This window comes from Actinomycetospora corticicola, from assembly GCF_013409505.1.
GTDB classification, from domain to species: Bacteria; Actinomycetota; Actinomycetes; order Mycobacteriales; family Pseudonocardiaceae; genus Actinomycetospora; species Actinomycetospora corticicola.
In genome coordinates, this window is the sequence record NZ_JACCBN010000001.1 from 3,780,554 (window position 1) to 3,793,084 (window position 12,531).

Annotated in this window: 15 protein-coding genes; 4 read left to right on the forward strand and 11 right to left on the reverse strand. The window is 72.2% G+C overall.

Going from position 1 to position 12,531, the window contains the following annotated elements:
- Positions 1-14: 14 nt before the first annotated feature.
- Positions 15-698, forward strand: a complete 684-nt coding sequence (locus BJ983_RS18370; RefSeq protein WP_179795139.1) for a maleylpyruvate isomerase family mycothiol-dependent enzyme — start codon at positions 15-17, stop codon at positions 696-698.
- A 37-nt stretch (positions 699-735) separates the two neighbouring features.
- Here BJ983_RS18370 and BJ983_RS18375 read toward each other — a convergent pair whose 3' ends face one another.
- The 10 genes from BJ983_RS18375 to BJ983_RS18420 form a co-directional block, all read right to left on the reverse strand.
- Entirely contained in the window at positions 736-1,092 is a 357-nt protein-coding gene (locus tag BJ983_RS18375) for a hypothetical protein (RefSeq protein WP_179795141.1), read from the reverse strand.
- Between the two features lie 164 nt (positions 1,093-1,256).
- On the reverse strand, positions 1,257-1,607 hold the full coding sequence (locus BJ983_RS18380) for a hypothetical protein (protein WP_179795142.1): 351 nt from the start codon (positions 1,605-1,607) through the stop codon (positions 1,257-1,259).
- A 43-nt stretch (positions 1,608-1,650) separates the two neighbouring features.
- Positions 1,651-2,052: a hypothetical protein gene (locus tag BJ983_RS18385; protein ID WP_246325614.1), complete on the reverse strand. Its 402-nt coding sequence runs from the start codon at positions 2,050-2,052 to the stop codon at positions 1,651-1,653.
- A 285-nt stretch (positions 2,053-2,337) separates the two neighbouring features.
- The gene (locus BJ983_RS18390) at positions 2,338-2,685 is read right to left on the reverse strand and encodes a hypothetical protein (protein WP_179795145.1); all 348 of its coding nucleotides are present in this window, start codon (positions 2,683-2,685) and stop codon (positions 2,338-2,340) included.
- 160 nt (positions 2,686-2,845) lie between these two features.
- Positions 2,846-3,196 carry a hypothetical protein gene (locus BJ983_RS18395; protein WP_179795147.1) on the reverse strand — a complete coding sequence of 117 codons (351 nt, stop codon included), beginning with the start codon at positions 3,194-3,196 and terminating at the stop codon, positions 2,846-2,848.
- Positions 3,197-3,411: 215 nt separating this feature from the next.
- Positions 3,412-3,774: a hypothetical protein gene (locus tag BJ983_RS18400; protein ID WP_179795148.1), complete on the reverse strand. Its 363-nt coding sequence runs from the start codon at positions 3,772-3,774 to the stop codon at positions 3,412-3,414.
- A gap of 628 nt (positions 3,775-4,402) precedes the next feature.
- Positions 4,403-4,861 carry a hypothetical protein gene (locus BJ983_RS18405; protein WP_179791917.1) on the reverse strand — a complete coding sequence of 153 codons (459 nt, stop codon included), beginning with the start codon at positions 4,859-4,861 and terminating at the stop codon, positions 4,403-4,405.
- A gap of 184 nt (positions 4,862-5,045) precedes the next feature.
- Positions 5,046-5,381 carry a hypothetical protein gene (locus tag BJ983_RS18410; protein WP_179795150.1) on the reverse strand — a complete coding sequence of 112 codons (336 nt, stop codon included), beginning with the start codon at positions 5,379-5,381 and terminating at the stop codon, positions 5,046-5,048.
- A gap of 323 nt (positions 5,382-5,704) precedes the next feature.
- On the reverse strand, positions 5,705-6,094 hold the full coding sequence (locus BJ983_RS18415; RefSeq protein WP_218890341.1) for a hypothetical protein: 390 nt from the start codon (positions 6,092-6,094) through the stop codon (positions 5,705-5,707).
- A 169-nt stretch (positions 6,095-6,263) separates the two neighbouring features.
- The gene (locus BJ983_RS18420) at positions 6,264-7,184 is read right to left on the reverse strand and encodes a haloalkane dehalogenase (RefSeq protein WP_179795151.1); all 921 of its coding nucleotides are present in this window, start codon (positions 7,182-7,184) and stop codon (positions 6,264-6,266) included.
- A 126-nt stretch (positions 7,185-7,310) separates the two neighbouring features.
- On the opposite strand from BJ983_RS18420, the gene BJ983_RS18425 reads away from it, so the two are divergent.
- The 3 genes from BJ983_RS18425 (at position 7,311) to BJ983_RS18435 (ending at position 11,381) form a co-directional block, all read left to right on the forward strand.
- On the forward strand, positions 7,311-8,714 hold the full coding sequence (locus BJ983_RS18425; RefSeq protein WP_179795153.1) for a primosomal protein: 1,404 nt from the start codon (positions 7,311-7,313) through the stop codon (positions 8,712-8,714).
- A 181-nt stretch (positions 8,715-8,895) separates the two neighbouring features.
- On the forward strand, positions 8,896-10,083 hold the full coding sequence (locus BJ983_RS18430; protein WP_218891293.1) for a PA containing protein: 1,188 nt from the start codon (positions 8,896-8,898) through the stop codon (positions 10,081-10,083).
- A gap of 92 nt (positions 10,084-10,175) precedes the next feature.
- Positions 10,176-11,381, forward strand: coding sequence for a D-alanyl-D-alanine carboxypeptidase family protein (locus tag BJ983_RS18435; RefSeq protein WP_179795154.1), 1,206 nt, complete (start codon positions 10,176-10,178; stop codon positions 11,379-11,381).
- A gap of 92 nt (positions 11,382-11,473) precedes the next feature.
- Here BJ983_RS18435 and yhjD read toward each other — a convergent pair whose 3' ends face one another.
- Entirely contained in the window at positions 11,474-12,520 is a 1,047-nt protein-coding gene (yhjD, locus tag BJ983_RS18440) for an inner membrane protein YhjD (protein WP_179795155.1), read from the reverse strand.
- Positions 12,521-12,531: the final 11 nt, after the last annotated feature.

Sequence of the window (12,531 nt, forward strand, 5' to 3'; positions counted from 1 at the left end):
GGGACCCTGGCGCCGTGAGCGCCGACGTCTACCGCTCCGGTCACGCCCGCGTCGTCGCGCTGGTCGAGGGCCTTCCCGACGACAGGTGGGAGCGGGCGGTGCCCGCCTGCCCGGACTGGAGCGTGCGGGACCTGCTCGCCCACCTGGTCGGCACCGCGTCCGACGTCGCCGCCCGGCGCACCGCCGGGTTCGCCGGCCCCGAGTGGACCGCGACGCACGTGCGGGACCGGGCCGGGCTCGACGTCGGGAGCCTGCTCGCGGAGTGGGAGAGCCACCTCGCGGCGACGACGGAGGCGCTCGAGGAGCGGCGCGTCCCGCTCGCCGTCGTCGGGGACCTGCTGGTGCACGAGGGCGACCTCGTGGAGGCGCTCGGGGCGCCGCAGCCGCCGTGGGACGGGTGGGCCGGGACCGCGTCGGTGCTGGTCCGGCAGGTGGTGAAGGGCATCCGCGGCCGGGAGACGCTCGTGGTGCGCGCCGGCGGGACCGAGTGGCGCAGCCCGGACGACACCGCCGAGGGCGCCGTGCGCAGCGTGCTGCGGGTCGACCTGTACGAGCTCTACCGCGGGTTGTCCAGCCGCCGGAGCCGACCGCAGATGCGGCGGTGGGACTGGGAGGGGCCGGCGGACCCGTGGGTCGACGCCCTGCCGGTGCACGGACCCCGGGACGACGAACAGCCGGTGCCCCCTCCTCGGGTGTGAGGAGGGGACACCGGCCGTGTGATGGAGCGTCAGGACCTCAGAGCCCGAGCAGCCCGGTGAGGGTCTCGGTGATCGTGGTCGTGCTGGTGCGGTCCGAGGTCTCGGTGCGGGTGTCGCCGTTGACGATGGTGCCGGCGAGCGTCGCGATGTTGTTGCCCGAGAGGATCTCGTTGCCGTTCAGGATGTCGCAGACGTTCGAGCCCGACAGGTCCTGGTCGCCACCGGTGGTGTCGCCGAGGGTGCGGCCCGCGCCGTTCTCGGAGGAGGCCTTGATCGCGTTCGAGCAGCCCGAGGCGGCGTGGCCCGACTCGTGGGCCGAGGCGATCCCGGCGAGCGAGCCGAGGCCGGCGCCGACGATGGCGGTGGAGACGACGACCTTGCGCAGCATGGACATGAATTTCTCCTGGGGAGCGGGCGGCGGACGCCGCCGGGAGGACCGCACGGCGGGGACCGGGCGGGTGGAACGACACCGGGGGTTCGGGGACTCCCGGCGGAGTGCGGGGCGGGGCGGGCCCGCCGCGGAGCGCGCGGTCGGGGCGGCCCGTCCGCGGGCGGGGACTACGCCGGCGGCGTGACCGTCGTCGAGCGGTCGACGGTGGACGTGTCGCTCGAGGTGCGCGTGATGTCGGTCGTGTCGCCGTTGACGATCGTGCCGAGCGCGGTGGCGACGTTGTTCTGGCTGCCGATCACGTTGCCGTTGAGGATGTCGCAGGTGTTGCTGGCGTCGAGCGTCTGCCCGCCACCCACGGTGTCGCCCAGCGAGTCACCGGAGGAGTTCTTCGCGGCGGCCTCGGCGGCGTTCGAGCAGCCCTTGGCGGCGTGGCCCGACTCGTGCGCCGAGGCGATGCCGGCGAGCGAGGCAAGGCCGGTGCCGACGACGGCGGTGGCGATCAGGGTCTTGCGGAACATGGGTGTCTCCCGGGGAGCGTGAAGGGGCGGGCGGAACGAGAGATCAGCCGAGGCCGCCGAGCAGGCCACCCAGGTCGAGGCCGCCGGCGCCACCGGGGGTCGCGGGCACCGTGGTGTCGGTGGTCTCGGTGTTGGTGTCGGTCGAGGTGCGCGTGATGTCGGTGGTGTCGCCGTTGATGATCGTGCCGGCGGTCGCGACGTTGTTCTTCGACGCGATCTGGTTGCCGTTCAGGATGTCGCAGAGGTTGCTGGCATCGAAGGCCTGGTCGCCGCCGGTCGTGTCGCCCAGCGAGTCACCGGAACCGTTCTCGCTCGCACCCGCGATCGAGTTGGAGCAGCCCTTGGCGGAGTCGGAACCGTGGTGGTCCCACGCGAGCGCCGCACCGGACATCGAGCCGAGGCCGGCCCCGATGATGACGGTGGTGAGAACGGTCTTGCGCAGCATCGACATGTGGTATTCCCCCGAATATCGTCGTCGGACGGTGTGCGCCGGTTCCATGCAGTGCATGACGGCCACGTCGCAATCAACGGACGGCCCATAGGAGGGTCACGGGGAAATCACGACGTTCCCCCGTTCGTGACGCCCCGAGTTTCGGGGCCACACCATCGCAGCAATTCACGACACTATTTCGCGACACCGTGACCTCGATAAACCCGAAAACGACGACGGGCCGGTGCCCACCCTCGCGGGATGGGCACCGGCCCGGTCGGACGCGGTGACGGCGTGGAATCAGCCGGCGGTCGTGGTGCGGGTGCTCGTGTCCGAGCTCGTGCGCGTGGTGGAGATGTCGGTCGTGTCGCCGTTGACGATCGTCCCGCCGGTGGCGGCGTTGTTGTCGCTCAGCACCTTGTTGCCGTTGAGGATGTCGCAGGTGTTCGACGCGGACAGGTCCTGCGAGCCCCCGGTGGTGTCCCCCAGGGTGCGGCCCGCACCGTTGCTGCTCTCGGCGGCGGCGGCGTTGGAGCAGGACTTTCCGGCCTCGCCGTGGCTGCCGTGCGCCATGGCGACACCGGCGGTGGAGGCGAGGCCGGCGCCCAGGACGGCGGTGGCGAGAACGGTCTTGCGGAAGACGGACATGAGTGGGATCCCCCGATGCATCGGTTCCTGCGGTCGAGGAGCCCAACGGATGCGGCACCGTTCTCGACGCGAATTCCCGGGAATGTTCGCCCGAACGGGAACGACGAAACGGCCGACAAACGCGTACGCGAATGCCGGCCGTGGGTCGTCGGAGCGGGGATCAGTTGAAGGGGAAGCCCGGGCCGAAGAAGGAGTCGAACGTCGTCGTGCGGGTGACGGTGCGGGTGATGGTCGTCTGGTCCCCGTTGCGGATCGTGCCGCCGGCCGTCGCGGTGTTGTTCCGGCTGCCGATGACGTTGCCGTTCCCGTTGTGGCAGGAGTTCGACACGGAGATGTTCTGGGACCCGCCGGTGACGTCCCCGAGGGTGCGGCCCACGGAGGTCTTGGAGACCGCCTTGACGGAGTTGGAGCACGAGTTCGACGGCGCGGCGCTCGCGATCCCGGCGGTCGAGGTGATACCCACGCCGATCACGGCGGCAGCGATGGCGGCGCGACCGATGACGTTCTTCATGACGTTTCCCCCTGGATTCTCACCGGCCGCGGGATGCATTCCGGTGTCAGCAGGGGAATCGGCGCCGGGCGGGCCGATGTCACCGATTCTGCGGCGTATCCGCCGAAAGGGTGACGACATGACGAAGGGCCGGACCCTCGCGCAGCTGGGGAGCCGGGCCCCGGGAATTCCCGGGGCCGTGCGCGTGGGTCCGGCCCGTCGAGGTCGGGGGCGGATCAGCCCAGGAGACCCGTGAGGTCGGTGATGATGGTGCTCTCCGAGGAGGAGGTGCGGGTGTCGTCGACCGTGGTGGTGTCGCCGTTGACGATCGTGCCACCGGTGGCGGCGTTGTTGCCCGAGAGGACCTCGTTGCCGTTGAGGATGTCGCAGGTGTTGCTCAGGTCGATGCCCTGGTCCCCACCGGTGGTGTCGCCCAGCGTGCGGTCCGCGCCGTTGCTGTTCTTGGCGGCGGCGGCGTTGGAGCAGCTCTTGCCGGCGGCCTCGCCGTGGCTGCCGTGCGCCATGGCGACGCCCGCCGTGGAGGCCAGGCCCGCGCCCAGGATGACGGTGGCGACGGCGGCCTTGCGGAACATCTGCATCTCGGATTCCCCCGAATCACGTGTTTCCCGGTCCGGCGGGAGCTGGTGCTCCGCGCCGTTCGTTCTCGGACCGCACAACGCGGGGGTGCGAATCGAGGTCACGGCTCCGTCACGACGTTCCCCCGTTGGTGTTCGACGATTCCGCAAATCTGTTCGGCAATTGTGTTCGACAATTGCTGGACACCTTGTTCGCCCGCTCGTGGGCCTGCGGGGCGGGCCTGTGGGGCGGCCGGGATGCATGAGGTGACGTCGGGGCGCGGCGCCGCTGGGCCGGTTCCGCGAGGTGTACGTGGCGCAGGCCTACGGGCGGGCTGAGCTGCCTGGTGTAGACCTCGCGGCGCAGCGCCAGGCGGAGCGGGCCGGGGCCACTCTCGCGACGCGGGAGCACCCGCCGTCACGACGACAGGTCGCCCGCGCGAGGTGCACGTGACGCAGGTTCCTGGGCCCGCCGGCATGCCTGGTGTAGCCCTCGCGGTGCGGCGCCGCCCGACCCGTTCCTCGAGATGCACGTGGGGCAGGGTCAGGGGCTGGCCGGGATGCCTGCCGTGACCCTCGCGTAGGCCCGTGAACGACGAGACGGCCGGCCCGGAGAGCTCCGGACCGGCCGTCGTCGTGCGGAAGGACAGACCTAGCCCTGGATGGGGGTCGAGGTCGTCCCGGCGGGCACCGCGGAGGTCGTGGCGGCCGGCGCAGCAGCAGCCGGAGCAGCCTGCGCGGGGGCGGCCTGGACCGTCTCGGTCGGCTCGGCGGTCTCGGGCTCCGACGACCCGATGTTCAGGCTGTTGTTGGAGCCGTTGCCGTTGAGGCTGTTGTTGAGCACGTCGCACAGGATGTTGCCGCCGAGCGCGGCCTGGCTGCCGGTGATGCCGCCGATGAGCGTGGCCCCGCCGTTGTGGACGGACCCACCCTGGTTGCTCACGCAGTGGTTGTTCGTCGTGTTGTTGACGGTCTTCGAGTGGCTGCCGTGGTGATCGCCGTGGTGGTCACCGTGACCCGGGTCGTCACCGGCGAACGCGGCACCCGTCATCGAGCCGAGGCCGGCGCCGACGATCGCCGTCGTGAGGAGCGTCTTGCGGAACATGGACATGCGGTGTCCTTCTGCTGATCGCGGGGGGTGTCCATCGCCCGGACGACTGCGGGCCGGAACCGTGGTCGGTTCCGGCCCGCACGTCGACCGGAGATCGGTCAGGCCGTTCCCCGGCCCGGGCTCACGGCGATCGGGGGTCGCCGGAGTCTCGCGGGTCGGTCTGCGGGCCCGGGGTCAAGACCGATCAGGGGATGATGCTGCCGAGGCCGGCGATGTTGATGCTGTTGTTCGACAGGTTGCCGTTCACGCTGTTGTTCAGCACGTCGCAGAGGACGTTGCCGCCGATGGCGCCCTGGCTGCCGGTGATGAGGCCGAGCTGCTTCGAGCCGCCGTTGTCGACGGAGCCACCCTGGCTGTTCACGCAGGTGTTGTTCGTCGTGTTGTTCGTCGTCGACGAGTGGCTCTTGTGGTGGTGGCCGCTGTCGTGGCTGCAGTCGCTCGCGAAGGCCGCACCCGAGGTGGACGCGAGGCCCGCGCCGATGATGGCGGTGGTCAGGACGGTCTTACGGAAGGTGGACACGCTGGAGTCACTCCCCTGGTCGACGGAACACGCGCGCGACCGGACGGATCGCACACCGTGCGTCATGACGCGATCACGCGTCACGACCCGGTGACTTCAACGCCTCGATCGAGTGAAGGTCACGGGCATATTTCGGTCCGGGTGACGAGGAGAGACACGATCGTGTCCTGAGCAGGGAATCCGTGGCGGATGTTCACCCGCTCGGAGCAATGACACCGCCCATGGCGGCCCCACGACGACGGGCCGGCACCCGGGGAGCGAACTCCCTCGGGTGCCGGCCCGTGGATCGTGCGGGTCGGCCGCCTGGCGGCGGTCGGACGTGCTCAGCCCAGCGTCGTCGTCCGGGTCGAGTCGGAGGTGTTGGTGCTCGTCAGCGACCGGTTCACCGTGTCGCCGTTGACGATCGTGCCCAGCGGCAGCGCGATGTTGTTGTTCGAGAGGATCTCGTTGCCGGTGAGGATGTGGCACAGGTTCGAGGCGGACAGGTCCTGGTCGCCCCCGGTGGTGTCGCCCAGCGAACGGCCGGAGCCGTTCTTCGACTGAGCCGCGACCTCGTTGCTGCAGCCACCCTTGGCGGACTGGCTCGACGAGTGCTTGTCGTGGCTGCCGTGGTGCCCACCGTCGCCCGGGTCGTCCCCGGCGAACGCGGCACCCGTCATCGAGCCGAGGCCGGCGCCGATGATCGCCGTCGTCAGTACGGTCTTGCGGAACATCGACACGTTGATTCCCCCATGGAATTCGAGGTGTCCGCGGCCCGCCGGTCGCGGAGCCGCTCCATCACGCACCGACCAACGGCACGTTCGGATCGGAGGTCACGAGAACGGCGCCGACTTCATTCGTTCGTGCTGCCCGACAATTCCGCGACCCTTTTCCGAACACTCCTCAGTCCAGGCCGCGCACCAGTTCCACGACGACGGATCCGAGTTCGCCGCCCGCGTCCTCCTGCAGGAAGTGCCCGGCCCCGCGCAGGACGGGGTGGTCCGGACCCGTCGCGCCGGGGACGTGGGTCTGCAGCGCGGGCGCCATCGGTCCGGTGATCGGGTCGCCGTCGGAGAAGGCGACGAGGAAGGGCCGGGTGAACCGCCCGAGCGCCGCCCACGCCTCCCGGTTGGCGGCGGACTCCGGGTCGTCCGGGCGCGTGGGGACGAGCAGCGGCATCGCGCGCGGCCCGGCGGTGAAGGAGTCGTCGGGGAACGGCGCGTCGTATGCGGCCCGGGCGTCCGCGTCGAGTCCCCGCGCGCAGCCGGAGGCGACGAAGCGCCCGACGTCGAGCGTCTCGGCGCGCTCCACGGCCCGGCGGAACGCCCACCACGGCGCGGGCATGTCCGCGTCGCCCGTCGGCAGCCCGGTGTTCGCGGCGACGACCGCCCGGAACCGCTCCGGCGCCGCGGCCACCAGCCGGAGGCCGATCAGCCCACCCCAGTCCTGGCCGACCAGCACGAGGTCGTCGAGGCCGAGCGCCTCGAACACCGCCTCCTGCACCCACGCCACGTGCCGGGCGTAGGTGTGGTCGGCGACGGCTGCGGGCTTGTCGGACCGCCCGAAGCCCACGAGGTCGACGGCGACCGCCGGGATGTCCGCGGCCACCAGCGTGTCGAGCACCGAGCGGTACAGGTACGACCAGGTCGGCTCGCCGTGCAGGAGCAGCACCGTGGGGCCGGGGCCCTCGGGCCCGACCCGGTAGGTGGCGACGCGGACCGGCACCGACCCGGCGTCGGGATCAGCGACCTCCACGTACCGGGGCACGAGGTCGAACCCCGCGAGATCGGTGAAACGGTCGTCCGGCGTCCGCAGCAGGTCCACCGTCCGCACCCTGACAGAGGGGCCCGGTACAGGGAACCCGACGGCCCCGAACGGCCTGGTCACGCCGTGGCCCCTAGGGTGACCGCCGCACGTGATCACCCCGCCAGGAGACACCGGAGGCCGCTCGTGGCCCAGGACATCGTCCCCATCACCCTCGCCCTGACGGGCGGGGATCTGGTGACCCTCTGGGCGCCGCGCTGGCGCGAGGACGGCGAGGAGTGGGAGGCGTTCCTCGGCGACGACGACCACGTCTTCGCCTTCGCCGACGCCGCCGACCTGGCCGCCTGGATCCGCACCAGCGACGCGGACGGGGTCTCCCACGACCTCGCCGACCACCCGGCCTGGCCCGTGGTCGGCGGTCTGTCGGTCGACGAGCTGACGCCGGAGGACATCCAGCGCTACGACGTCGTCGGGGTCCCCGAGCTCGTCGCCGAGGAGCCCGACACCTGGTCGGTCGACGACCTCGCCGAGATCACCGCCATGACGCGGTCGCTCGCCGACGTGTGCGACCTCGAGGTCGTCACCACGATCCTCGACTCCACGCCGGCCTTCGCCGCGCTCGGACAGGGAGCCCTCGTCTTCGGCGGCCGGGAGGGCGCGGCACTCTGGGCCGAGCTCGCCGACGTCGTCGCCGAGCGCTGGGACGAGGTCCTCGACGCCCTCGACGACCTCGTGGCGATCCCCGAGGTCGACGTCGAGCTCGCCGCGAAGCTGCGCGCGACGGCGACGCCGCCCGCGACGGAGAACGACACCGAGACCGACACCGAGACCGACACCGACGACCCCGAGGACGCGGTCTCGTCCGGGAGCGCCGAGGACGCCGAGAACCACCCGGCGGACCCCGAGGCCGTCGTGGCCGACCCGCAGGACTCGGCGGTCGACGGCCCGCTCGCGGACGCCCCCGCCGAGCTCCGCACCGACACCGCCGGCGAGTCGGTGCACAGCGACCTGGTCGACGCCGCCGAGGAGCCGGAGCCCGGCTTCTGGGAGGAGATCGGCATCGACCCGATCTCCATCCTGTCCGCCGAGGGCGAGGTGATCACCCTGCGCTGCTTCCTCGACGACGAGCCGGTCTTCCTCGGGCGGAACGGGCGCATCGAGGTGTTCGCGAACAGCCGGGCCCTGCGGACCTGGATCGCCGGCGAGGGCGCCGAGGGCCACGACCTCGCGGAGGTCTCCACCTGGGCCGACGTCCTGACGGCGGCCGTCGGCGGCGATCTCGAGGTCGAGGTCGCCCCGGAGAACCGCTACGTCCTGGTCGGGCTCGGCGAGGACCTCCTCGAGGGACCCGAGGCCGTCGACCCGACGCAGCTGGAGCTGGCCGTCGAACTGCTCCTCGACGCCGCCGACTGGGCGGGCGACGAGCTCACCCGCGAGGCGCTCGCGCCGTCGGAGTCGCTCGGCTGGCTGGTCTCGTTCGTCCTGCGGCCCGACCCGAACCGGCTGACCCCCTCGCCGCCGTTCTCCCGCGAGGCCACCCGGTGGCGGGAACTCGAGGACCGGCTGTTGGGACGCCTGCGTCACCCGTGACCCGAGTGGCGCACGGGATCACGCTCCCCTCCTGGTGGTAGGGGTCGCGTCCGAAAGGGTCACACCGCCTGGCTAGCCTCCGTGGTCGATGACCGAAGTCGAGATCGACCGCGCGGCGTCGAGCGACCTGGCCGTGTCCCCGCGAGGAGTGGGCTCCACTGTGATCGACACCAACCAGACCATGTCCTTCGACCGGATGCGCAGCATGCTCGTCCGGGCCGCGGAGGTGCGGGACTCCGAGCAGCAGCAGATCTTCGACTCGCTCGACGAGATCCACGGTCGGCTCGCGGCCCTCGACGCCCTCGGCGCCATCCGGAAGCGGCTGGCCGAGGTGCCCGACCGCACCGAGATGAGCGTGCTCGCGGAGCGGCTCGACGAGACCGTCGCGAAGCTCGACGCGCAGGAGTCGGCGATCTCCTCGCTCGCCCGGCTCGTCGAGGGCGTCGTCGACCGGGTGGCCGACAAGCTCGCCGCCCCGTTCGCGCAGCTCGACGGCCGTCTCGACGGCGTCACGGGGCGCTTCGAGGGCGTCGCCGGCCGGATGGACGGGCTCGAGGACCGCATCGGCGGGCTGCACAAGCGCCTCGACGACCTCGACAACCGCCTCGACCGCCACGAGATGCGTCTCGACGGCCTGCCGGCCGCCGTCACGGGTCCCGTGCGGGAGCGCCTCGAAGGTGTCGAGTCCTCGCTGCGCGGTCAGGTCGAGGAGACCTCCCGGGCGCTCGCCGAGACCTCCCGGGCACTGTCGGAGGAGCTCGCCTCGACCCGCGACGCCGCCCGCTCCGACGCCGAGACCTCGCGCTCCGAGGCCGGGTCCACCGCCCGCGAGCTCACCGGCCGGCTCGAGGAGCTGGCCGGTCGCCTCGACGGCCTGAACGGGCGCGTCGAGGGCGTGGAGCACTCGCTGGTCGGGCGCGTGGAGAACGTCGAGCACGTCGTGGGCACCCGCATCGACGGTGTCGAGGGCACGCTCTCCGCCACCACCGAGAACCTCGAGAAGACCCTGAGCGGCCTCGGCGCACGCGTCGACGGCGTCGAGACCAACCTCCGCGACCGGGTGTCCTCGCTGGCGTCCTCGCTCGAGGCGTCGCTCGACAAGCTCGACGGCACGCTGGTCAACCGCCCCGACCACGAGGCCGTGGTCGCGCTGGTGAACCGCTCCAACGAGGAGTCCGAGCTGCGCCAGGCCGGGCAGCTCGACGAGGCGCTCTCCACCTTCGCCGAGATCATCCTCGGTTCCGGGGGCCAGCAGCAGGGCCCGGCGCCCCGCCCGGCCGCCCGCCGTCAGGCCCGCAAGCCCGCCCTCACCTCGGGCCGCGAGATCAGCCTCAACGGCGACCACGCCCCGGAGGACGACGAGGGCTGATCCCCTCCCGCCGCCGCCGAAGGGCACCTCTCCGTCGGGGAGGTGCCCTTCCGCATTCCCGACGACGGGTCGACGGCTAGCCTGGTCTCCCGATGCCTCATCGCCTCGCGGCTGCCCTCCTGGTCGCCCTGCTCGTGCTGCTCGGCGCCGCCCCTGCCGCAAGCGCCGCGCCCGTGGCCGGTGCCGCCCCGGCGCAGGCCGCGTGCCCGCAGGTGAACCAGCCCGGTCCCCCGGTCGACGAGTCGGAGGCACCGCGACCGGGTGGTGCGGCACCCGCGCCCCTCCCCGTGCCGGAGACCCCCGTGGGCGGCGCGGCGATGGGGACGTGCGGCACGGTCGTCCCGTCCGGTGCCCCGGCCCCGCCCGAGGTCGGGGTGCAGTCCTACGTCGTCGCCGACCTCGACTCCGGCGCCGTGCTCGCGGCGAAGGTCCCGCACGCGCGGCTCCGTCCCGCGTCGCTGCTCAAGACGCTCACCGGCCTGCTCGTCGCGAAGCAGGTGCCGATGGACCAGGTGCTGGTCGGCACGCAGGACGACGCGAACCAGGAGGGCACGCGGGTCGGGATCGGGCCCGGTGGGCAGTACACGGTGCGCCAGCTCTTCGACGCCATGCTCATGGCCTCGGGCAACGACGCGGCCCACGCGCTCGCCGTCCGCCTGACCGGCTCGGTCCCCGCCACGGTCGACCTCATGAACCGCACCGCCGCCGACGTCGGCGCCCACGACACCCGCGCCGCCACCCCGTCCGGGCTCGACGGGCCGGGCCAGAGCTCGAGCGCGTACGACCTGGCCAGCATCTTCCGGCTCGGCATGCAGCAGCCGGCGTTCGCCCAGGCCGTCGGGACCCGGCAGATCCAGTTCCCCGGCTTCGGGCCGACCCCGCCGTTCGCGGTGGACAACGACAACAAGATCTTCCGCTACCCGGGCGCGCTGGGCGGCAAGACGGGCTTCACCGATGACGCCCGCCACACCTACATCGGCGCGCAGGACCGGGGCGGCCGGCGGCTCGTCGTCGTGCTGATGCACGGCGAGCAGCGCCCGGTGCCGATGGTCGAGCAGGGGCTGGCGCTGCTCGACTACGGCTACGCCCTCCCCCGCGACGCCTCGGTCGGTCGGCTCACCGAGCAGGCTCCCGACGACGGGTCGCGCGGCGGGTCCGACGCGTCCCGGGTCGCCGTGGCGGACGCGCCCGACTCGCCGGCCTCCGGGGACACGAGCTGGGGCACCTGGCTCGCGCTCGGCGGCGTGGTGCTGCTCGGGCTGGTCGTGCTCGCCGCCCGGTACCGCCACCGGACGTAGCCGCTGCGGCCGTCCGCCACCGTCCCGGAACGCACGAACGGCACTCTCGCAGCCTCTATGTGCGCGAGAGTGCCGCTCGTTCAGGAGAGGGGTCAGCGCCGGCTGCGACGCACCCCGTTGATCCCCAGCACCGCCCCGACGACCGCGCCGGCACCGAGCAGACCTGCCGTCGCGCGGGCGCCCGGCCCGCGGGCGACCGTCACCGCCGGGCGGACGATCACGGGGGCCGGCTCCGGGACGTCCTCGCGCTCGTTCTCCTTGAGCGTCGCGGCCCAGGCGGTGACGAAGAGGATGAACCGCGAGACGAAGTTGACGAACACCAGCAGACCGATGATCGGCCCGAACGCTGCGCCGGCGGGCGAACTGGTCACGCTGGCGATGTAGACGGTCATGACCTGCTGCAGGATCACGAACCCGACCGAGGCGAGGATCGCGGCGCGGCCGGCCGAACGCAGGGTCACGGGCTCGCGGGGCAGGCGCGCGATCACCCAGAGGAAGACCAGCCAGTTCGCCACCAGGGTCACCACGAGCCCGGCGACGAACAGGACGACCTTCACCCACGTCTGGTCGGCCAGCCCGAGGAACTCGGCCACGGCAGAGGAGGCCCCGGTGGCGATCGCGGTGATCGCGAAGGACAGCGCGAGGGCCAGCCCGAGGCCGATCATCGCCACCAGGTCGCCGGCGTAGCGCTTGACCACCGTCGGCGCCTCGCCGCGCTGGTCCCACTGCTCGGAGAGCGCCTCTCGCAGGTTGCCCATCCAGCCGAGCCCGGTGAACAGCGCGCCGAGCAGACCGATGATCCCGACCGCGTTGCGCTGCTCGATGGCCTGCCGGATCACCTGGTTGAGCAGGTCACCGAGCCCGGGCGGCGCCGCCTGGGTGATGCCCACGGAGAACCGGTCGAGCAGCGCCTGGTTGTTCACCAGCACGAACGCCAGCGCGGCGAACCCGACCATGAGCAGCGGGACGAGCGCGAGGATCGAGAAGAACGTGATCGCCGCGGCGTAGTGGTCCCCGTGCTTCTCGGTGTACCGCGCCGCGGCCCGGACCAGGTGGTCCAGCCACGGGCGCTGCTCCCGGATCTGTTCGAACTTCGTCTTCGGGGCCGGCTCCGCCGTCCCGTAGATGGTCGCGCTCATGCCCGCCTCGT

What these genes read in the sequence shown, in the direction of transcription:
- BJ983_RS18415 (WP_218890341.1), bottom strand. Translation starts at nt 6,094, where the DNA reads ATGTTCCGCAAGACCGTACTGACGACGGCGATCATCGGCGCCGGCCTC.
- BJ983_RS18375 (WP_179795141.1), bottom strand. Translation starts at nt 1,092, where the DNA reads ATGTCCATGCTGCGCAAGGTCGTCGTCTCCACCGCCATCGTCGGCGCC.
- BJ983_RS18380 (WP_179795142.1), bottom strand. Translation starts at nt 1,607, where the DNA reads ATGTTCCGCAAGACCCTGATCGCCACCGCCGTCGTCGGCACCGGCCTT.
- BJ983_RS18430 (WP_218891293.1), top strand. Translation starts at nt 8,896, where the DNA reads ATGTCCTTCGACCGGATGCGCAGCATGCTCGTCCGGGCCGCGGAGGTG.
- BJ983_RS18395 (WP_179795147.1), bottom strand. Translation starts at nt 3,196, where the DNA reads ATGAAGAACGTCATCGGTCGCGCCGCCATCGCTGCCGCCGTGATCGGC.
- BJ983_RS18390 (WP_179795145.1), bottom strand. Translation starts at nt 2,685, where the DNA reads ATGTCCGTCTTCCGCAAGACCGTTCTCGCCACCGCCGTCCTGGGCGCC.
- BJ983_RS18435 (WP_179795154.1), top strand. Translation starts at nt 10,176, where the DNA reads ATGCCTCATCGCCTCGCGGCTGCCCTCCTGGTCGCCCTGCTCGTGCTG.
- BJ983_RS18385 (WP_246325614.1), bottom strand. Translation starts at nt 2,052, where the DNA reads ATGCTGCGCAAGACCGTTCTCACCACCGTCATCATCGGGGCCGGCCTC.
- BJ983_RS18405 (WP_179791917.1), bottom strand. Translation starts at nt 4,861, where the DNA reads ATGTCCATGTTCCGCAAGACGCTCCTCACGACGGCGATCGTCGGCGCC.
- BJ983_RS18400 (WP_179795148.1), bottom strand. Translation starts at nt 3,774, where the DNA reads ATGCAGATGTTCCGCAAGGCCGCCGTCGCCACCGTCATCCTGGGCGCG.
- yhjD (WP_179795155.1), bottom strand. Translation starts at nt 12,520, where the DNA reads ATGAGCGCGACCATCTACGGGACGGCGGAGCCGGCCCCGAAGACGAAG.